This window comes from Polaribacter haliotis (genome assembly GCF_014784055.1).
Taxonomy (GTDB): Bacteria; Bacteroidota; Bacteroidia; order Flavobacteriales; family Flavobacteriaceae; genus Polaribacter; species Polaribacter haliotis.
Genome location: NZ_CP061813.1, coordinates 2,513,007 through 2,532,061 on the forward strand (window position 1 = coordinate 2,513,007; position 19,055 = coordinate 2,532,061).

General features: G+C 30.6%; 20 protein-coding genes. 2 read left to right on the forward strand and 18 right to left on the reverse strand.

The window, feature by feature from the left end:
- Positions 1–19 precede the first annotated feature (19 nt).
- Positions 20–1,342: a serine hydrolase domain-containing protein gene (locus tag H9I45_RS10825; RefSeq protein ID WP_088352529.1), complete on the forward strand. Its 1,323-nt coding sequence runs from the start codon at positions 20–22 to the stop codon at positions 1,340–1,342.
- A gap of 190 nt (positions 1,343–1,532) precedes the next feature.
- On the opposite strand, the gene H9I45_RS10830 is transcribed toward H9I45_RS10825, so the two are convergent.
- The 11 genes from H9I45_RS10830 to H9I45_RS10880 all read right to left on the reverse strand — a co-directional run bounded on the left by H9I45_RS10830 (position 1,533) and on the right by H9I45_RS10880 (position 11,527).
- Positions 1,533–1,736: a hypothetical protein gene (locus tag H9I45_RS10830; RefSeq protein WP_088352531.1), complete on the reverse strand. Its 204-nt coding sequence runs from the start codon at positions 1,734–1,736 to the stop codon at positions 1,533–1,535.
- A gap of 97 nt (positions 1,737–1,833) precedes the next feature.
- Complete coding sequence (sufD, locus tag H9I45_RS10835) at positions 1,834–3,147, reverse strand: Fe-S cluster assembly protein SufD (RefSeq protein WP_088352532.1); 1,314 nt, start codon at positions 3,145–3,147, stop codon at positions 1,834–1,836.
- Between the two features lie 48 nt (positions 3,148–3,195).
- Positions 3,196–3,585 (reverse strand): four helix bundle protein, encoded by a 390-nt coding sequence (locus H9I45_RS10840; RefSeq protein ID WP_088352534.1) that lies wholly within the window; start codon positions 3,583–3,585, stop codon positions 3,196–3,198.
- Between the two features lie 32 nt (positions 3,586–3,617).
- Positions 3,618–4,367 (reverse strand): Fe-S cluster assembly ATPase SufC, encoded by a 750-nt coding sequence (gene sufC, locus H9I45_RS10845; RefSeq protein WP_088352535.1) that lies wholly within the window; start codon positions 4,365–4,367, stop codon positions 3,618–3,620.
- A gap of 12 nt (positions 4,368–4,379) precedes the next feature.
- Positions 4,380–5,216, reverse strand: coding sequence for an N-acyl homoserine lactonase family protein (locus H9I45_RS10850; protein WP_088352537.1), 837 nt, complete (start codon positions 5,214–5,216; stop codon positions 4,380–4,382).
- Between the two features lie 12 nt (positions 5,217–5,228).
- Positions 5,229–6,677: a Fe-S cluster assembly protein SufB gene (gene sufB, locus H9I45_RS10855; protein ID WP_088352538.1), complete on the reverse strand. Its 1,449-nt coding sequence runs from the start codon at positions 6,675–6,677 to the stop codon at positions 5,229–5,231.
- Between the two features lie 15 nt (positions 6,678–6,692).
- The gene (locus H9I45_RS10860) at positions 6,693–7,022 is read right to left on the reverse strand and encodes a HesB/IscA family protein (protein WP_088352539.1); all 330 of its coding nucleotides are present in this window, start codon (positions 7,020–7,022) and stop codon (positions 6,693–6,695) included.
- Between the two features lie 106 nt (positions 7,023–7,128).
- Positions 7,129–8,187, reverse strand: coding sequence for a cytochrome-c peroxidase (locus H9I45_RS10865; RefSeq protein WP_176397512.1), 1,059 nt, complete (start codon positions 8,185–8,187; stop codon positions 7,129–7,131).
- A 45-nt stretch (positions 8,188–8,232) separates the two neighbouring features.
- Positions 8,233–8,979 carry an MbnP family protein gene (locus H9I45_RS10870; RefSeq protein ID WP_088352541.1) on the reverse strand — a complete coding sequence of 249 codons (747 nt, stop codon included), beginning with the start codon at positions 8,977–8,979 and terminating at the stop codon, positions 8,233–8,235.
- Positions 8,980–8,983: 4 nt separating this feature from the next.
- The gene (locus H9I45_RS10875; protein ID WP_088352542.1) at positions 8,984–10,309 is read right to left on the reverse strand and encodes a hypothetical protein; all 1,326 of its coding nucleotides are present in this window, start codon (positions 10,307–10,309) and stop codon (positions 8,984–8,986) included.
- Positions 10,310–10,315: 6 nt separating this feature from the next.
- Positions 10,316–11,527: a choice-of-anchor B family protein gene (locus H9I45_RS10880; RefSeq protein ID WP_088352543.1), complete on the reverse strand. Its 1,212-nt coding sequence runs from the start codon at positions 11,525–11,527 to the stop codon at positions 10,316–10,318.
- 207 nt (positions 11,528–11,734) lie between these two features.
- On the opposite strand from H9I45_RS10880, the gene thiL reads away from it, so the two are divergent.
- Positions 11,735–12,784 carry a thiamine-phosphate kinase gene (gene thiL / locus H9I45_RS10885; protein ID WP_088352544.1) on the forward strand — a complete coding sequence of 350 codons (1,050 nt, stop codon included), beginning with the start codon at positions 11,735–11,737 and terminating at the stop codon, positions 12,782–12,784.
- Between the two features lie 71 nt (positions 12,785–12,855).
- Here the strand turns inward: thiL and H9I45_RS10890 are convergent, their stop codons facing one another.
- From H9I45_RS10890 to H9I45_RS10920, 7 genes are all read right to left on the reverse strand, one after another.
- A complete protein-coding gene (locus H9I45_RS10890; protein ID WP_088352546.1) occupies positions 12,856–13,686 on the reverse strand; it encodes a hypothetical protein in 831 nt (276 codons plus the stop codon).
- A gap of 64 nt (positions 13,687–13,750) precedes the next feature.
- Positions 13,751–14,401 (reverse strand): DsbA family oxidoreductase, encoded by a 651-nt coding sequence (locus H9I45_RS10895; protein WP_088352548.1) that lies wholly within the window; start codon positions 14,399–14,401, stop codon positions 13,751–13,753.
- 88 nt (positions 14,402–14,489) lie between these two features.
- Entirely contained in the window at positions 14,490–15,053 is a 564-nt protein-coding gene (locus tag H9I45_RS10900; RefSeq protein WP_088352549.1) for a carboxymuconolactone decarboxylase family protein, read from the reverse strand.
- A gap of 66 nt (positions 15,054–15,119) precedes the next feature.
- Positions 15,120–15,683 (reverse strand): TetR/AcrR family transcriptional regulator, encoded by a 564-nt coding sequence (locus tag H9I45_RS10905; RefSeq protein ID WP_088352550.1) that lies wholly within the window; start codon positions 15,681–15,683, stop codon positions 15,120–15,122.
- Between the two features lie 77 nt (positions 15,684–15,760).
- A complete protein-coding gene (locus H9I45_RS10910; protein WP_088352551.1) occupies positions 15,761–16,303 on the reverse strand; it encodes a DinB family protein in 543 nt (180 codons plus the stop codon).
- 40 nt (positions 16,304–16,343) lie between these two features.
- The gene (locus H9I45_RS10915) at positions 16,344–18,188 is read right to left on the reverse strand and encodes a PLP-dependent aminotransferase family protein (protein ID WP_088352552.1); all 1,845 of its coding nucleotides are present in this window, start codon (positions 18,186–18,188) and stop codon (positions 16,344–16,346) included.
- A gap of 64 nt (positions 18,189–18,252) precedes the next feature.
- Positions 18,253–19,038 (reverse strand): alpha/beta fold hydrolase, encoded by a 786-nt coding sequence (locus tag H9I45_RS10920; RefSeq protein WP_088352553.1) that lies wholly within the window; start codon positions 19,036–19,038, stop codon positions 18,253–18,255.
- Positions 19,039–19,055 lie beyond the last annotated feature (17 nt).

The window sequence follows — 19,055 nt, forward strand, 5'->3', positions numbered from 1 at the left end:
ATTACTAAAATTTGTATTGATGAAAATTTTCAAGAGAATATTACTTTTATTAGCTGTTTTTATACTAATTGCTGTTATTTATAACTATCCGAAATTGAATATGTTATCTGGTTATTCAGCAAAAAACACAGCTTCTTCTGTTTTTCTTGGGAAAAGAACTTTACAATTGACAGATTCAACAGATAATAATTTTTCACCCGTAAATTTAGCAACCGATAGAGTTGATACAGAAAAGAAAATAGCTACTTCTTCTGCATTTGGTTTATTAACTAGAAAAGCGATTTACAGAGAAGGTTTAGGAGCAGTTTTAACCTTGGATGAAAGTGATGAAACAACGCCATATTTAGTTCCTAAAAGATTAAAACCTGATAATAAAACCCCTTTTCCTTATGGAAATGCTCCACAAAAAGACACAGTTTTTACGAATGTAGATTATCAAAAATTAGAAAAAGCAATTGATTTTTTGTTTGAAGAAAAAAATCAAACAAGAGCAGGAGTTGTAATTTATAAAAATCAGATTATTGCAGAACGTTATGCAGATGGATTTGATAAGACCTCAAAATTATTAGGTTGGTCTATGACGAAAAGTATTACTTCTACCATTTTTGGAATTTTGCAATCTCAAGGAAAATTAAACGTGCAAGACAAAGCTCCAATTAAAAGTTGGCAAAATGATGATAGAAAAAACATAACCATCCATAATTTATTACAAATGAATTCTGGTTTGGTTTGGGATGAAAACTACGAAGAGATTTCAGATGCGACAAGAATGCTTTTTTTAGAGCGAAACATGACCAAAGAGCAAGAAAAAAAGCAATTAGAAGGAAAACCTAACGAAAGTTGGAATTATTCCTCTGGAACGACTAATTTGCTTTCAGGAATTTTAAGAAGTCAGTTTAAAACACATCAAGAGTATTTAGATTTTTGGTACACAAACTTAATAGACAAAATTGGCATGAACTCCATGACTGTTGAAGCCGATTTGGATGGAAATTACGTAGGTTCTTCTTATGCTTGGGCAACTGCAAGAGATTGGGCAAAATTTGGTTTATTGTATTTACATCGTGGAAATTGGAATGGAACGCAACTTTTTAATGAATTTTGGACAGATTATGTTGTAGCACCTACACCAACTTCCGATGGTTGGTATGGAGCACAATTTTGGTTAAATTCTTCAGGAAGATATCCAGATGTTTCTAAAAAAATGTTTTTCGCAAGTGGTTATCAAGGCCAAAACGTATATATTTTACCTGATGAAGAGTTGGTAATTGTTCGTTTGAGTTTGACAAAAAATGCGGATCAGAATGAGTTTTTAAAAGGTGTTGTTGAAAGCGTAAAGTAGTTTCTTTCGCATTAAGAATCGAGGCATTGTTGGAGCTCTTTTTACTTTGAACCTACTTTTAGTAAATTCATAAAAAGATACTTATAATTTGTGCAAATACAAAAAGGGAATACCCAAATAATTTTGAAACAAAAAAACCACTCAATCTTATAGTTAAGATTAAGTGGTTTATAATAATTTAATTGTTTGTTTACTTCTTTCCGCCAATTAAACCTATGGCTACAGTTACAATTCCCAAGGCAATTGTAATGTAAGAGTTGGTATTATCTTGTGCTTTTACAAGGTCTAAATCACCAATTGAAACTTGTGCTTCTGGCTGAATCATAGTGTAAATTCCATAACCTAATAAAATAAGCCCTGCTACTAATAATACTGTTTTAATACTTTTGTTCATGATGTTGATTTTTTATAAAGTTAGTTAATTTATTACAAACTTAAAAAAACTATATAACTGACATTAACTTGTTTAGAACAAATGTGGACTGTATTACTTACAAATCAAAACCCATATTAACGCCTAATTTTTTGGCTATTAATTTAGTAATTCGTTGTTTTACTTCTGGTATTTTAACACTTTCTAACACAGTATTTGCAAAAGCATACATTAATAATGCTTTTCCTTCTTTTTTTGGAATTCCACGTTGTTGCATGTAAAATAAAGCATCATCATCTAATTGACCAATTGTACAACCGTGAGAACATTTTACATCATCTGCAAAAATTTCTAGTTGAGGTTTTGCGTTTATAGTTGCTCTATCGCTAATTAAAACATTGTTGTTTTGCTGATATGCATTCGTTTTCTGAGCTTCTTTTTCAACAATTACCTTACCATTGAAAACACCTGTAGAACGTTCATCAAAAATTCCTTTATAATCTTGGTGAGACTCACAATTTGGCTCTATATGATGTACTAAAGTATGATGATCTACATGTTGTTTTCCTTCAATAATTGTAATTCCTTTTAAGATAGAATCGATATGTTCTCCTCTTTGATAAAAGTTTAAATTATTTCTAGTGATGTTTCCTCCGAAAGAAAAAGTATGTACAGAAACGATACTATTCGATTTTTGTTCGATATAAGCATTGTCTACCAAAGATGCTTTTAAATCGTCATTCTGAATCTTATAAATATCTACAGTTGCATCTTTTGCTGCAAAAACTTCTGTTACAGCATTTGTTAAAACTGGGTTAGAAGTTAAACTTTGGTGACGTTCTATAATTTGAACGTGCGCATTCTGTTCTACAACAATTAAGTTTCTTGGTTGTAACATGGTTGCAGCTTCAGAACCTGTAGTAAAGTTTATAATTTGAATTGGCTTTTCAACCTCTGTATTTTTTGGAATATTTATGTAAGCACCTTCGTTTGCAAATGCAGTATTTAAAGAGGTTAAATTGTCTTGTTTTGCAATTTTATTGAAATAATTATCAATAACAGCTTTGTATTTTGGTTTTGTTAATGCAGATGACATTAAGCAAACATCAATTTTATCGTGAGTAGTTTCTGATAAAAATGAGCTGTATTTTCCATCAATAAAAACGATTTTATACGAATCTATATCATGAATAAAGTATTTTTTTACGTGTGCTAACTCAATTGCATTTTCTTTATGAGGAAATAAGCTATAATCTTGCTTTAAAACTGAGTTTAAAGAAGTGTATTTCCAAGCTTCCAATTTTCTTGTTGGGAAACCTAAATTTTCAAAATTTTGAAGCGCTTCTGAACGAATCTCGTGAATATCCGAATTGGTGTCTACACGATTTTCAAATGCTACGTATGATGATATTAATTTATCTTTTAATTCCATTTTTCTATAAGTTTCAGGTTTAAAGTTTCTTTTGTTTCAAGTTGTTGCTTACTTAAACTTATTTCCTTTAAAATCCTTTTTATTTAAATAGCCGATAAAATTTGCTATTTTTCTACTCAAGCTTTCACACTCAGTAATTAATTGTTTTAATTGTTCTTCAGAAATATATTCTGAATCAAAAAGTCTGTATGATTGAGAACGTGTTTCTCCTGCAGAACCTTTTGCTATTGATAAATATTGTCTAAACTCTAAATTTCCATCTCTTTCAAAACCTTCAGCAATATTGTCCATAACAGAGCCTGATGAAGCTTTTATTTGATCTTTAAAGCGATAATCATTTTTTAACTCTGTGTTTTTAGAGATAGAAATAACTTCTTGAGACAATTTTCTCGCGAGTTGCCATATTTCTAAATCTTCGAATCTTCTAATAGTAGCCAAAACCTGAAACTTTAAACAATAGAAACAATTTTTTAAACTAACTCTTTCTTAATCCAATCATATCCTTTTGCTTCTAACTCTAAAGCTAAAGAAGCATCACCTGTTTTTACAATTTTTCCATCATGTAAAACGTGAACAAAATCTGGAACGATATAATCTAATAAACGTTGGTAATGCGTAATTACAATTACTGCATTATCTTTCGATTTTAATTTGTTAACTCCATTTGCAACGATTCTTAAAGCATCTATATCTAAACCTGAATCAGTTTCATCTAAGATGGCTAATTTTGGCTCTAACATAGCCATTTGAAAGATTTCGTTACGTTTCTTTTCTCCTCCTGAAAAACCTTCGTTTAAAGATCTCGATAAGAATTTACGGTCTATTTCTAATAATTCAGATTTCTCACGAATCATTTTTAACATGTCTTTTGCAGGCATGTCTTCTAAACCTTTTGCTTTACGAGTTTCGTTAATGGCAGTTTTTATAAAGTTGGTTACAGAAACTCCAGGAATTTCTACAGGATATTGAAAAGATAAGAAAACACCATTGTGTGCTCTTTCTTCAGGAGCAAGTTCGCTAATATCTTCACCATTTAACTCTATGCTACCAGCAGTAACTTCGTACTCTTCTTTACCAGCAATAATGTTTGCCAAAGTACTTTTTCCAGCACCATTTGGTCCCATAATTGCATGAACCTCTCCAGCTTTTACTTCTAAATTTAATCCTTTTAAGATAGATTTATCGTCTATACTCGCTTGTAAATTCTCTATTTTTAACATCGCTTTTTGCGTTTATTTTTTTGATAATATTTTTTCTAATTTTTTGAAATCTTCTGGAGAATGCTGAATAATTACTTCTGCATTTTTTTCTTTTGCAAAATCTTCAAACTTGTCCATACTTTCTAAAGTTTGTTTTGCATCATAATTAAATGAAGGAACTCCTTTATTTATTCTGTTTTCTTCGAAATGATACAAATCTCCTGTTAATAAAATAGGCTTTTCTAAACCTAAATCAACATATAAAACTTGGTGCCCAACTGTATGTCCTGGCATGTATTTTATAACAACAGTTCCATCTCCGAAAACATCATAATCTCCATTTATTTTTTTTACATTCTTTAATTCAGCAACTGCAGGATTTTTAGTTTTTAAAGTATCTCCTAAAACTGAATTGTATTCATTTTCTTGAACAATCCAAGTTGCATCTTTCATGTAATTTGCATGACCTGTATGATCGAAATGTGAATGAGACATGGCAAAATACTTAAAATCATCAATTTTAAAACCAATCGTTTTTAATTGATTCGCCAATGAATCTGGTCTTTGAATTCTAAAAACGCCACTTGGTTCATCAAAAGGTTCTGGCATAACTAATTGTTCTGGCAAACCTGCATCCCACATTAAGTTTCCTTTTGGATGTTCAATTACGTAATATGCATCTGTAAACTGCTTTGTTTGTCCAGTATACGTTGTGTCTTGAGAAAAAACTTCTAACTTTTTTACAAAAATAGAACCACCAACTAATTGATGTAATTTTACTTTTGGTTTCGAAACTTCTTCGACCTTTTTTTCTGATTTTTTACAGCTTACAACGCTAATTGCAAGGAATAAGAAAAGTATTTTTTTCATTTTGATTGAATTTTATCCTACAGAACCTTCTAAAGAAATTTCCAATAATTTTTGAGCTTCCACAGCAAATTCCATTGGTAATTTATTTAATACTTCTTTACTAAAACCGTTTACGATTAAAGCGATTGCTTTTTCAGTATCAATTCCACGTTGGTTACAATAGAAAAGTTGGTCTTCACCAATTTTACTTGTAGTTGCTTCGTGTTCTATTTGTGCTGTCTTATTTTTTACTTCAATATATGGAAACGTATGTGCACCACAAGCATTTCCCATTAAAAGAGAATCACATTGAGAGAAATTACGTGCATTTTCTGCTCTCGAATTAATCTGAACTAAACCTCTGTATGAATTTTGAGAATTACCTGCAGAAATACCTTTAGAAATAATGGTAGATCTTGTGTTTTTCCCTAAATGAATCATTTTGGTTCCAGTATCTGCTTGCTGAAAGTTGTTTGTAACTGCAATCGAATAAAATTCACCCACAGAATTGTTCCCTTTTAAAATACAAGAAGGATATTTCCAGGTTACTGCAGAACCAGTTTCAACCTGTGTCCAAGAAATTTTTGCATTGTTTTCGCACAAACCTCTTTTGGTAACGAAGTTATAAACGCCACCTTTTCCTTCTTTATTTCCAGGATACCAGTTTTGTACAGTAGAATATTTAATTTCTGCATCGTCCATTGCAATTAATTCTACAACAGCTGCGTGTAATTGATTTTCGTCTCTACTTGGTGCTGTACAACCTTCTAAATAAGAAACATAACTACCTTTATCTGCAACTACTAAAGTTCTTTCAAACTGTCCAGTTCCACCTTCGTTAATTCTAAAATATGTAGATAATTCCATTGGACATCTTACGCCTTTTGGAATGTAACAGAAAGATCCATCAGAAAAAACTGCCGAATTTAATGCTGCATAAAAGTTATCTGTAGTTGGCACAACAGTTCCTAAATATTTACGAACCAATTCTGGATGTTCTTGAATTGCTTCTGAAATTGGCATAAAAATAATACCTTTTTCACCTAATGTTTTCTTGAAAGTTGTTGCAACAGAAACAGAATCCATTACAATATCTACAGCAACATTAGCTAATTTTTTTTGTTCGTCTAAAGAAATTCCTAAACGCTTAAAAGTGTCCAATAATTCTGGATCAACCTCGTCTAAAGAATTTAATTTAGGCTTCTTTTTTGGTGCAGAATAGTAAGCAATGTCATTAAATTTTGGTTTCTCATAATTCACATTTGCCCAATCTGGCTCTTCCATTTGTTCCCAAACTCTGTAAGCTTCCAAACGCCATTCAGTCATCCATTCTGGCTCGTTTTTCTTTTTAGAAATTGCGCGAACAACATCTTCACTTAACCCTACAGGAAAAGTATCACTTTCTATATCTGTATAAAAACCGTATTTATATTCTTGGGTTTTTAATTCTTCTTCTAATTGCTCTTCTGTATATTTTGACATCTTTTTTTCTAAATTTTAAAGTGAAAATGACTCTCCACAACCACAAGTTCTGTTGGCATTTGGGTTGTTAAAAACAAATCCTTTTCCGTTTAAACCACCAGAATATTCTAATGTGGTTCCAACTAAATATAAAAAGCTTTTTTTGTCGACAATGATTTTTACGTCATTTTCTTCAAAAACTTTATCGTTTTCTGCTTTTTTGTTATCGAAAGTTAAATCGTAAGACAAGCCCGAACAACCACCACTTTTAACACCAACTCTCACAAAATCTGTTGTAGCGTCAAAACCATCGTCCGTCATAAGTTCAATGACTTTCTTTTTTGCTGTATCTGAAACTTTTATCATAATTTTAAATAGATTAAATCTAAATTGGGTGCAAATATACAATATAAGTCGCAGAAAACCACAGAACTTTCATTATGAAACGTAATGTAGCAATTGGTTTTATTGATTATTTGTTGAATGAAGAATTGTTAACAAATTCTTCGTCGGAAAGTGATAGTAGAAAGGCTTTTAAATCGGCTTTCTCTTTGGTTGATAAATTTACACCACCATCATTTATTTTTTTCATTAAAGGATCTATAGTTGATGATCTTTGTAAACCTTCGGAATAATGATTGATAACTTCTTCTAAAGTTGCAAACCGTCCATCATGCATAAAGGGAGCAGTAAATTTTAGATTTCTAAGGGATGGCGATTTAAATTTTCCATTATCATTTGGGTCGCCAGTAACTTTTCCCAAACCTAAATCTGTAAAAGTTGCATCTAAACCATTGTTATGAAATTGGTTATCTGTCCAAAGCGGATTGTTGTTACTTCCATGACAATGAAAACAGTCTCCTTTTGCTTCGTCCATAAAAACATTAAATCCGTTTTGTTCTTCTGCAGTTAAAGTTGCTTTTCCTAAAAGGAATTTATCGAATTTGGAGTTTGCTGAAATTAGCGTTCTTTCGAATTGTGCGATTGCTTTTGTTACTAAAACAGAATCGATTGTTGAAGTTCCAAATGCTCGCAAAAACAAATCTGGATATGTTGAATTTCCTTGCAATTTCTCTACCACTTTTTTCCAATTCGAATGCATTTCAATCGGGTTTGAAACAGGTTCAAATGCTTGTTTTTCTAAACTGAAATCTTTTCCATCCCAAGTAAATTTCTCATTGAAATTCCATGCTAAATTAAATAATGGCATGGAGTTTCTGGTGCCGAAATTTCCATCTATTCCATCACTAAAACGTGTTTCGTCTGTAAATGCTTTTTTAGGATTGTGGCAAGTTGCACAAGATTGAGAATTGTCGCCAGAAAGCGATTTATCGAAAAATAATTTCTTTCCTAATGCAACACCTTCTTCAGTTAATGGGTTGTTTGTAGGAATTATTGGTGCAATTAATTTATCTGCAAATAATGTAGGAATTTCTAAATTATAAGGAACAGGTGTATAAATTTCTTCTTCTTTTGATGCGCAATTCATCAAAAATAAAAAAGAGAGAAGAAAAATAGATTTTGTTTTCATTTTTTAGAGACCTTTCGACTGCGCTCAAGGTGACATTTAATTTATTTATTGACGAACCTTCCCCAAAGAAAAAACCGATTTCCCATTTGCTCTCATCATTTTTTGAGCTTCGAAATTGCCCATTAAATTGGTGTTTAATTCATTTAAATTCCAAATATTTGGGTTTTTAAACCATTCTGCAATGTTTACTTTAATTTCAATTTCGGTGTTGTTTTTAATTTCCACTTTCCCAAGGTTTACTTCAAAAGAAGTGTCTTCGAATTTTAAATCTGCAGGATTTGTTCTGTCAACTGCTCTAATTGTGTGGTAATTAAAACCAGTTTCTTGGTTGTTATTGTCTATATATTTTCCATCAAACTGCATAAAATGATAACCTCCACCCAACATTGCAGGAACATCGAAACTCACAGAATTCAAAAATTGATAAGTACCATCTTTATTATCTTCATCAGAAAAACCAAAACGAAAAGAAAGATCGTAAGTGCCATTTTCTATATCTGAAATACTAATTTCTGTTCCAGAATTTTCGCCAACATCTACTAAAAGATTGTTTTTAGAGCCAATTAAATTTATGTTAGAAATTAAATAACGCAATCTTTCGATACTTAGTTTTTCTCCATTTTCGTTTGTGAATTTTAGCTCATTAAAATCTTGATTCGTTATTGGAACTCCATCCCAATTATGTGTAAATTTTAAATTTACAGAAGGTGGATTTACACAACAATCTAATTCTTCTTTACAGCTATTAAAAGCTAATAAAATAACGATTAATAAAAAACTATATTTTTTCATTTTTCTATTTAATTTGAATAATTAATACGTCTGTAAAACCCTTATTTTCAGAAATATTAAAATCAGCGCTACTACTTTCGCCAACTGCAATAATTGACTTGTTGTCTAATTCTACAACATCGTATAAAAAGTCGATTTCTGAGCCACCAATTGTTTTTTGCCATAATAATTTTCCGTTTTTATCAACTTTTAAAACGAGGGCATCATTTTGCCCATTGTTGGAAAAACCATTGTCTAAACTTCTGGAACTTCCAGCAACAATAAATCCATTATCTTGTGTTTTTGAAACTGACCTTGCAACATCGAAACTCGTTCCACCAATTGTTTTTTCCCAAATAATTTCTCCATTTGGAGCTATTTTTACGATCCAAACATCTGCAGCACCATTATTTTTTGCAACATCTTTGTCGGAACTTCTGGTGTCGCCAACAACGATAAAATTACCATCATTTGTGGCAGTTATTGCTCTTGCTTCGTCAATTTCGGAACCACCAAAACTTTTCTCCCAAAGTAAATCTCCAGTTTCAGAAATTTTAATTACCCAGAAATCATAGGTTCCTTTGTTGTTTTTTATGTTGAAGTCGTTACTATCGGAAGAACCAGCTAAAATATAACCATTATCAGCTGTTTTTACAACTCCTAAAGGTGCATCTGTAAAAGAACCACCATAATATTTACTCCATTCTAAAGTTCCAGAATTATCTGTTTTAATCACCCAATAATCGCCACCTGCGTGTTTTGATCCAGACGATTTTGCGTTTCCTTGTCCTCCAGAAGCAGAAACATCTAAAACACCAGTGATTAAAAAACCGTTATCGTTTGTTTCTAATAAAGAAGTTCCATAATCTGCTCCAGAAAAGCCGTATGTTTTTTGCCAAAGTAAATTTCCTGTTGAAGTGATTTTCAATAACCAAAAATCTTGAAAACCTGCGTTTGAAGTTACATTACCATCTGAACTTCTGGTGTAACCTAAAATAGCAAAATTACCATCTTTTGTTTGAATAATATCTGCAGCTCTATCATCTTCTGAACCACCAAAGTTTTTTTTCCATTCTAAAGAATTATCAGCCGAAAATTTAAGAACCCAAAAATCAAAAGATTCGTCTGTTTTTGTAGAAATATCGCTATTATTACTTTGAGTATAACCTGCAATAATATAACCACCATCAGTAGTTTTTGCAATTGCATTTGCAACATCGTTTTTAGAACCTCCTAATGTTTTTACAGTAATTTCTTGAACTAAATTTTCGTTGTTTTTAAATGCAATCCCATCATCATTAGAACAATTAAAAAATAATAAACAGACAAAAACCAGTAAAATATTTTTCAAAATATATTAAGATTTGCTTTTTCGAATAACGAATAAACCGCGATTTATATCACTAATAATAATATTTCCACTTGGTAAATATGGGTACACATTCCATGCTCCATTAAAAGCAGTGTTGTCGTTATCTGGATAGGTGTCAAAAAAACCAATTTCTGTAAAGCTCTTATTTGCTATATCTGAAATATCTATAATTCGAACTCCAGCAGTATAATTTGCCTGAAAAAATAAATTTCCTTTTACATATCCATTATGATCGATAGCTGCAGATTTCCCTAAATAATCGAAATGAAAAATAGGATTGTCTAAATCTGTAAAATCGAAAATAATTGTTCTTGTATTTACTCCTTTATCTCTTTCATCTAACTCATCTCCTAAAATAAAATATTTAGAATCTTCTGTAAACCAACCTTGATGGGTATAACCTATATTTGAGTAGCTTATAGCAGAGATTTTAACAGGATTTTCCTTGTCTGTAACATCTACAATTACCACTTCGTTTTCATTACTTCCAATAAGAATTTCTTTTCCTGTATAATCTAAATCAGGTCCATTATATGTTACCACTTGTGCATCATGCGAATACGCACTTTGCTCGAAACCTCCTGCCGCTACAACTTCAAAAGGATTGGTTAAATCGATAAAATGTGGCCCACCAGCAAAGGTTTTTGTTCCAACTGCATATGCAAAACCACTTTCTTCGTTAATAACGATGTTATGTGCGCTTCCAAAGCCAGTATATTCTCTATCTGCTGTAAATTCTACTGGTGGATTTGTAACTTCTTCCAATCTACTTAAATTGAATATTTGCATTCCATGATCATTCGCTTCACTTACAATATATGCAACGTTTTTATATACTTTTATATCTCTCCAAGAACTGTTTTCTGTTCTTGTTTTTAAAAAACCTAAAATTATTGCTTTTGCAGGATCTGTAATATCTATAAAAGAGACTCCTTTGTTTGTAGCAATTAGTGCATATTCTTTATTGGTAGAAGGATCTACCCAACCCCAACTATCGTTACCAACTGTATTTTCGCCTGCAATTTCTTCTAAGGAAATATGTGTTAACAAATCGTAATCGTTACAAGGATATTCCCCAGCAAAACCATTTTCGCATTTGGCAACAGGGTTTATAATTATTTGTCTATCTGCTTCAAAAACATCTTTTTTAGAACAACTAAGTGCAACTAAAATTAAAAGAAGGAGCATTTTTTTCATTATAATTTATTTTTAAAAATATATGTAAATTGTATACAAGGTAACGAAATTATCTTTTTTTTAGTATTTCAAAATGATTACAAAAAAAAGATTCACTATGGTTCGAAACCTAATAACAATCAAAAATAAACATAATTAAGGCAAATTATTTATACATCTCTGTTAAAGTAATTCTGTATTCTTTTTTATTGTAATTATCTTTGCAATATGTTAGAAGATAAAAATACACAAAAGACCTCATTGGCTGAACTTGGTGAGTTTGGTTTGATTAATCATATTACTCAATATTTTAAAATTGAAAATTCATCAACAGTTAAAGGCATTGGAGATGATGCAGCAGTTTTAGACGCATCCAAAAAACAAACTTTGGTTACAACAGATTTGTTAATTGAAGGTGTGCATTTCGATTTAAGTTACATGCCATTAAAGCATTTGGGTTATAAGGCTGTAATGGTTAACTTATCTGATGTATATGCAATGAATGGTTTTGCAGAACAAATTACGGTTTCAATTGCAGTTTCTAATCGTTTTACTTTGGAAGCTATTGAAGAATTGTATGCAGGAATTCAATTAGCTTGTAATACATATAATGTTGATTTAGTTGGTGGAGACACAACATCGTCTACCAAAGGAATTTTAATTTCTATAACCGCAATTGGTAAAGTTGATAAAGAGGATGTTGTTTATAGAAACACAGCTAAAGAAACAGATTTAATTGTAGTTTCTGGAGATTTAGGTGCAGCTTATTTAGGGTTACAAGTTTTAGAAAGAGAGAAACAAGTTTTTAAGGTAGATCCAAATAATCAGCCAGATTTAGACAATTATACCTATTTAATTGAAAGACAGTTAAAACCTGAAGCTCGAAAAGATGTTGCTGGAATTTTAAAAGAATTAGAAGTAAAGCCAACTTCGATGATAGATATTTCTGACGGACTTTCCTCGGAACTTTTTCATATTTGTACACAAAGTAAAGTAGGTTGTAAAGTGTATGAAGAAAAATTGCCTTTAGACCCACAAGTAATTTCTGCTTGTGAAGAATTTGAGTTAGATTCTACAATGGTTGCTTTAAGTGGAGGGGAAGATTACGAACTTTTATTTACAGTACCAATTGCCGATTTCGAAAAAATAAAAGGAAACCCAAATTTTTCTATTATTGGACATGTTACTGCAGAAAACCAAGGTTTAAATTTGGTTACAAGAGCCAATCAAGAAATTGAGCTAAAAGCACAAGGTTGGAATGCTATGAAAAATGAATAAATAGCATAAAAATAATATATAAAAAAAGCGCAAATTAATAATTTGCGCTTTTTAATTTTCTAGTAATATTGCTAATTACTAAAAAGGGATTTATCTAAATTCTGATTAAACTTAACGTCTTTTGTAATCTCTTCTACCCAAACATCTTTAAGAACATTTGCTTCCCAGTCCGACTTTGTGTATTTACGATATGTAGTTAACAAAACACCATTTATATTCTCGTATTTTACTCGCATTAAAATTGGGTCTGTAACATTTTTAGATACTACAGTAAATAAAAATTGGTCCACTAAATTAGTTTCTGTATTAATATAAAGTTGATAAATGTCGGAAGCTTCATCTCCAGTTGTTGTAAAAGTAACTTTAACAATATCGTATAATTTTCCCTCTACATTTTCTTGCTTCAAAAATTCATAATTAATGTTTGGGTCTAATAATTTTTGCATCATTGCAAACCAATAAAAATTGGTTTTACGAGTAAAAGTAACGCTTTCAATTGCATTTTTATCTGTAACTTCTTTTCCATCTATTTTAACCCAAAAGTCTTTTCCATTATAGCCTTGTTCCATTTTTCCTTTTAATTCTGGCAAGGTTCTTTCGTGTTTTAAATATGTACCATGAGACAATTCTCCATTAAAAATATACGATTCAATAGAAACATCTTCTTTTTGGTCTGGAGTTCTATATGTGTAATGGAAAATGATGTCTTTAAGATTTAATAAATCTTGATAACTCCCGGTTTTTTGGGTCATTTTATAAACTAGCTCATGTCCTTTATTTTGAAATTTTGGTGTTTGAACTTCTATTGTTTTATTTGTTTCTTTTATTTTGGTTTCTTTTTTTCCACAGGCTGTTAAAAACAAGCTGAAGATAATTGCAGACATTAATTTTGAATAACTCATAGTATCTTTAATTTGAAATTCCCTCTTAATAATAAAGGATAATAATTTTATTGATGTTTTTATTTTAGTTATTTTCTTTAATTGCTTCAGAAAGAATTTGCTTGAATACATCTACAGGTTGTGCACCTGTAATAGCACTTTTATTATTAAGCACAATTGTAGGTACAGAATTAACTCCTAGATTTTTCCAATAGTCTTGTTTAGTTCTTACTTCTTTGCGTGCTTCTTCGTTGTATAATTTAGCTAAAGCTTCTTCAACATTTAACCCAACCTCTAATAAAGCTTCTCTTAAAACATCTTCTTTTGATACATCTTTTCGTTCGCTAAAAAAGGCTTTTGTTAATTGCATTTTTAAATCGGTTTGTTTATCGAATTCTTTTGCATATTCTAATAAAACATGGGCGTTAAAAGTATTTGCCATTCGCATGTCGTCAAAATAATCAAATGTAAAACCAAGTTCAGCACCAGCTACTACCATTTGCTTTTGCGATTCTTTTTGTTGTTCTAGAGTAGCACCATATTTTTCTGCAATATGTTCTTGTACATTTTGTCCTTCTGCTGGCATGTTAGGGTTTAGCTCAAAAGGTTGCCATTCAATTTCTACCTGATCTTGAATACCCAATTCTGCGATTGCTTTTTCCAAACGTTTGTATCCAATAGTGCACCAAGGACAAACAACGTCGGAAACAATGTCTATTTTTATTGACTTTTTCATTGGTTATATTTTAAATTCCATTAAGAATTATGTTTTTAATTAACCTCCCAATTTAATGGAAGGTTTTAATTGATAATCTTTTTTGTAGTTAAGCTTTCGTATTTTCTTTAGTCCAAGCAAACTTTTTAAATCCTGCATCTACAGGAGTATTAGCAATATGGTTTACATAATTACTGATTGTTTTTTGAGATAATCCTAAAATAATTTCTAACACTTGAGTTTCGTTATAACCAACTGCATAAAATGCATTCAAATCTTCTTGAGTAACATGCCCTCGATTACGAACAATTGTTAACGTAAATGTACGTAACGCTTCTAATTTAGGACTTTCAAGTGGTGTTTCATTTCGTAAAGCTTCTGAAATAGCATCATCTACTTTCATCATTTTTGCAATACCTGTATGAGCAGGCACACAATAATGACATTCATGTTCTACGTTAATGGTTTGCCACACGACTGTTAATTCGTCATTATTAAATGAAGAATCTACAAAAAGTTGATGAATGGTTTTATAGGCCTCTAAAATACCAGGAGCTCCTGCTAAAACCCCATGTAAACCAGGAATCATTCCGAATGTTTTTTGAGAATTTTCTAATGATGTTTTGCTACCTTCTGGCGCAGTTTCAATGTTATGAATTTTTAATGTTGTCATAATTTTTATCAATTTATAATATTTATTTAAACTAAACAATCGTTTAGTTATTTGTTAAAAAAAAGGTTAGATATTTTTGAATGTCATTTCAATATAATCCTTTATTTCTTCTTTGTTATTTACTCTTGTTGCAGCTGCTAAACCATGTTTTGCTAACACTAAAAAGTTTGCTTCTTTTTTAATTGTTTCTTCATTTTTAGAAGAATCCATTTTTAATTTTTCTATAAATAAACTTTTTAGATTATCCATAAAAGAGTTAATTTGGTTGTTTACTAGTTCGTCTTCACTTGTAGAAAACTCATTATATGTGTTGGTTACTAAACAACCTTTTTCATTGCCATTCTCATTACAAACGGCTACAGAATCATAAAAAAATTGTTTAATATCTTCAACGCCATTAGAAGCATTTTTAAATTTATCGAACATTGCTTTTCTTTTAGAATTGTAGCTTTTTAAACTTTCTAAAAACAAACCATGTTTATTACCAAAACTAGAATATATAGAAAACTTATTTATGCCCATTTCTTTTTCAAGCATTTGCATAGATGTATTTTCATAGCCTTTTCGCCAAAACAAATGCATTGCTTTGTCAATAACTTCTTCTTCTATATATTGTTTTTTTCTAGCCATTGTTTTAATAATGCTACAAAACTAAACAATCGTTTAGTAATAAAAAAACATTTTAATGATTTTTATTTTTTTTCTAATTATTGATACAAAACATATCTTGGAGGTTTTATTCCATTCAATCTTAAATAGACCAAAATTTGAGCTCTGTGATGCGTAACATGGTCTGAAAGTAGCAGTAAAATTTGTCTTTTACTTCTATCTAAACCTAAATAATCTAAACGATCGTTAAATTTAGAAGTATCAAATTCTTTTATAAATTTTATGGTTTCATCAAAAGTTTTATTGATGGTTGCAATCATTTCGGCTTTCGATTTATTAGCTACTTTTAGAGTGTTGTCTGTGTTCCAATCTCTTGCTTTTCTTTCTCCTAATAAAGACTGACAATGCCAATCCATTGCCCAAGTAATGTGCATTAAATTTTCTGCAAAACTCATAGATTCTGGTGTTGCTTTAAAACCATATTTGTCTTCTGGCATTTCTTCAGCAACTAAAACTAAATATTTTCTTGAGTTTTCTAATCGCTCCAAATAATCTTTTATAAAATCTGTTTGTTCTGTTTTTGATTGAGATGTACAAGAAGCAAATAGAACAATAAAGGAGAAAATTAAGATGCGTTTCATAATTATTTAGTTTTTGATATGAATATTAGCTTAAAACAGATTAAATCCCTTCCACAAATTCTAAAAACACTTTTTTATGAAGGTCTAAATCTAAATCTGGAGAAAGCGAAACTCTGGCAATATAATCTTTATCGCCTTCTTTTGTAGTTCCTTGAGTTGAGGTTGCAGGAATGGTCCAATAACAGCCTTTTAATTGTCCATAACTTACACAATACTTACTCTCATTAGGAATTTCAGTAATCATTAAATGGATTAATTTATGATTCAGTTCTCGTTTATATTCTTCCTTTTCTTCGGCAGAATTTCCTTTTGTTGGTAAATCCAAAGAAAAAACTGATGGCGTAAAATCTTGTTTTGCCAATTTCTCTGAAACAAAATTTATTTTCGCTTCTGGTAAAGTTTCATGAATAAAATCTACAAATTCACGTGTATTTTTATACGCATCTTTAATTCTTTGGTTCATTGAAGGCATTTGTTTTGCCAAGATTTCCATTTGAATATCTGTGGCTTCATTATCACAAAGATTCAGGTGGATTTCTATTTTCTCCATCAATTTTACTGTTTTATTGTTTCCAACAACATAGCCAGCTGTACATTTTCCACCACTTGGAAATTTAGAACCACTTGCATAAGAAATCGTTCTAACTGAAGAAAGAATTTCGCCTTCACCTAAAAAATGAACATTTGGGCAAAAAGTTTGGTCCAAAATAAAAACAGGGTCAATCGCAATTTCGCCATTTGCATTTGTACGTTCTTTGCTTAAAGCTTCCTTTAATTTGATTAAATCTGGAACTTCAACTCTTGGATTTGTAGGAATTTCTGCAATTATATAAGGAATTGCATCTTCGTTGGCGATTTTCTCCAAAACTGTATTGATACTCTGAACCATATCATTATCGCCATCAACAGGCAAATCCACAACTTCCACATTTGCATCACAAGAAGCAACACGTCTTGCTTGGTCGTTTGTGCCTCCATAACAATTTGGCGGAACAATAAATTTAATCGCTTTTTTAGGATGATTTTCCTGTGCGTGATGCACTAATCCCATCATTATTGCATATTGAACAGACAAACCACTTGAACCCACCAAAGGTTTTAAAGTAGTTTCTGTAACTTTTTTAATGGAATTTAAAACACTCTTTTTATTCGTTTCAAAATCATCATTATTATTGATAAAAGGCGTATTTTCAACCAAAGATTCCAACGCAATTAAACAATTAGAAGGTGTCATTGCAATAGTTTCTCTTCTTCTTACGTGTTGAATGTCGGAAATATAAGATTCATTTTCTTGTCCATTTATCAATAAAATACTACCTAAATTTTTATAAATATTGATGTAGAAATCGATGTTTGAATGTAGATTTTGCGTAGTAATTTCACTTTGTGATGCAATAAAAATGGTACTTCCATCAAATTCAGCAATTTCTGAAGTATTTTCTACTTTTTTCAGTTCAAATTGATAACCATAAACACTTTTTAAAATTTCAGTATTAAAAGATTCAGGAATTTTATTAGAATATAAAATTCGAGTTTTTTTATTGGCTAGTAAATTGGTTCTTAAAATTGCTAAAACAGGCATTGTTTCAGATGAAAAACTAATAATGTTTTCTGAATTTAATCCATGTAAATTCCCAATAATCCATTCTAAAACACAAGATAAAGGATGTCCTAAACGAATATAATCGTACGCAGTTGGTAATTCTTTTAGCGTAGAATTATCAAAATTATTAGTGTTGAATAAAGCTTCAAATTGATTTATAAATTCGGTTTTTGCCAATTCTTCATTATAAATATCTAATCTGTGTGTTGTTAAATTTAACCAATCTTTTGGCATATTTTCTAACACGTTTTTTATGTAATTCTGTAATTTATTATTGCGCATAATTTTTATCTTCTTTGTAGGAGTTGCAAGTTACATTAATTAGAATTTTTAAAGAAAATAATGGTCAAAAGCTTTTCACAAAACTCTTTAAAGCTTCAATTAATTCCAATTTATTTTCAATATGACTCATGTGTCCATCATTAAAAACAACAACTTCAGAATTTGTTTTTTCAGCTTCTGCTAAAGATATTTTATAATTTAGTACAGGATCTTTTTTACCAATAATTATCAGCTTTTTAAAGTCATTTTCTGCTAAAACATCATTTCTATTTGGGCGAATTCTCATGCCTTCTTGTCCTGCAATATATCCTTGAATTGGAGTTTGCAATGCTTCATGTAAAGCCGATTTCATTTCCTTTTTAAATTTGGTTCTACTTTCTTCGCCAAACAAATTCGAAAAAGACATTCTAACCATGTTTGTAAAGTTATTCTGAATCATTTTGTTGGCACGTAAACGTAAATTTTTACGTTCAACATCATCTTCATTGGAAGTGGAATTCATTAAACACAAACCTTTTACTTTCTGCGGGTTTTTTTCTGCAAAAGCCAATGCAACATAACCTCCTAAAGAATGGCCAACCAAAATATATTTTCTAATTTTTAGATGTTGTAAAACAGCTTTAATTGTTTCTGCAAAAAGTTCCATAGAATGAGAATACCCAATACATTCTGTTTTTCCATGACCTAATAAATCAATGGTAATTACTCTATTTCTTTTAGAAATTTTAGGAATTATGTCTTTCCACATAGTAGAATTCTCCAAAAAACCGTGAATTAAGACAACTGCAGTTCCTTTTCCTTCATCAGAAAAAGAAATGTTCGCGTTTTTAAAAGTGATTGATTTTTGCATCAATCAAAAATATGTAT

Bases quoted from the DNA above. Each gene is read 5' to 3' on its own strand.
- H9I45_RS10825 (WP_088352529.1), top strand. From the start codon at position 20: ATGAAAATTTTCAAGAGAATATTACTTTTATTAGCTGTTTTTATACTA.
- H9I45_RS10830 (WP_088352531.1), bottom strand. From the start codon at position 1,736: ATGAACAAAAGTATTAAAACAGTATTATTAGTAGCAGGGCTTATTTTA.
- sufD (WP_088352532.1), bottom strand. From the start codon at position 3,147: ATGGAATTAAAAGATAAATTAATATCATCATACGTAGCATTTGAAAAT.
- sufC (WP_088352535.1), bottom strand. From the start codon at position 4,367: ATGTTAAAAATAGAGAATTTACAAGCGAGTATAGACGATAAATCTATC.
- H9I45_RS10850 (WP_088352537.1), bottom strand. From the start codon at position 5,216: ATGAAAAAAATACTTTTCTTATTCCTTGCAATTAGCGTTGTAAGCTGT.
- sufB (WP_088352538.1), bottom strand. From the start codon at position 6,677: ATGTCAAAATATACAGAAGAGCAATTAGAAGAAGAATTAAAAACCCAA.
- H9I45_RS10860 (WP_088352539.1), bottom strand. From the start codon at position 7,022: ATGATAAAAGTTTCAGATACAGCAAAAAAGAAAGTCATTGAACTTATG.
- H9I45_RS10865 (WP_176397512.1), bottom strand. From the start codon at position 8,187: ATGAAAACAAAATCTATTTTTCTTCTCTCTTTTTTATTTTTGATGAAT.
- H9I45_RS10870 (WP_088352541.1), bottom strand. From the start codon at position 8,979: ATGAAAAAATATAGTTTTTTATTAATCGTTATTTTATTAGCTTTTAAT.
- H9I45_RS10880 (WP_088352543.1), bottom strand. From the start codon at position 11,527: ATGAAAAAAATGCTCCTTCTTTTAATTTTAGTTGCACTTAGTTGTTCT.
- thiL (WP_088352544.1), top strand. From the start codon at position 11,735: ATGTTAGAAGATAAAAATACACAAAAGACCTCATTGGCTGAACTTGGT.
- H9I45_RS10890 (WP_088352546.1), bottom strand. From the start codon at position 13,686: ATGAGTTATTCAAAATTAATGTCTGCAATTATCTTCAGCTTGTTTTTA.
- H9I45_RS10895 (WP_088352548.1), bottom strand. From the start codon at position 14,401: ATGAAAAAGTCAATAAAAATAGACATTGTTTCCGACGTTGTTTGTCCT.
- H9I45_RS10900 (WP_088352549.1), bottom strand. From the start codon at position 15,053: ATGACAACATTAAAAATTCATAACATTGAAACTGCGCCAGAAGGTAGC.
- H9I45_RS10905 (WP_088352550.1), bottom strand. From the start codon at position 15,683: ATGGCTAGAAAAAAACAATATATAGAAGAAGAAGTTATTGACAAAGCA.
- H9I45_RS10910 (WP_088352551.1), bottom strand. From the start codon at position 16,303: ATGAAACGCATCTTAATTTTCTCCTTTATTGTTCTATTTGCTTCTTGT.
- H9I45_RS10915 (WP_088352552.1), bottom strand. From the start codon at position 18,188: ATGCGCAATAATAAATTACAGAATTACATAAAAAACGTGTTAGAAAAT.
- H9I45_RS10920 (WP_088352553.1), bottom strand. From the start codon at position 19,038: ATGCAAAAATCAATCACTTTTAAAAACGCGAACATTTCTTTTTCTGAT.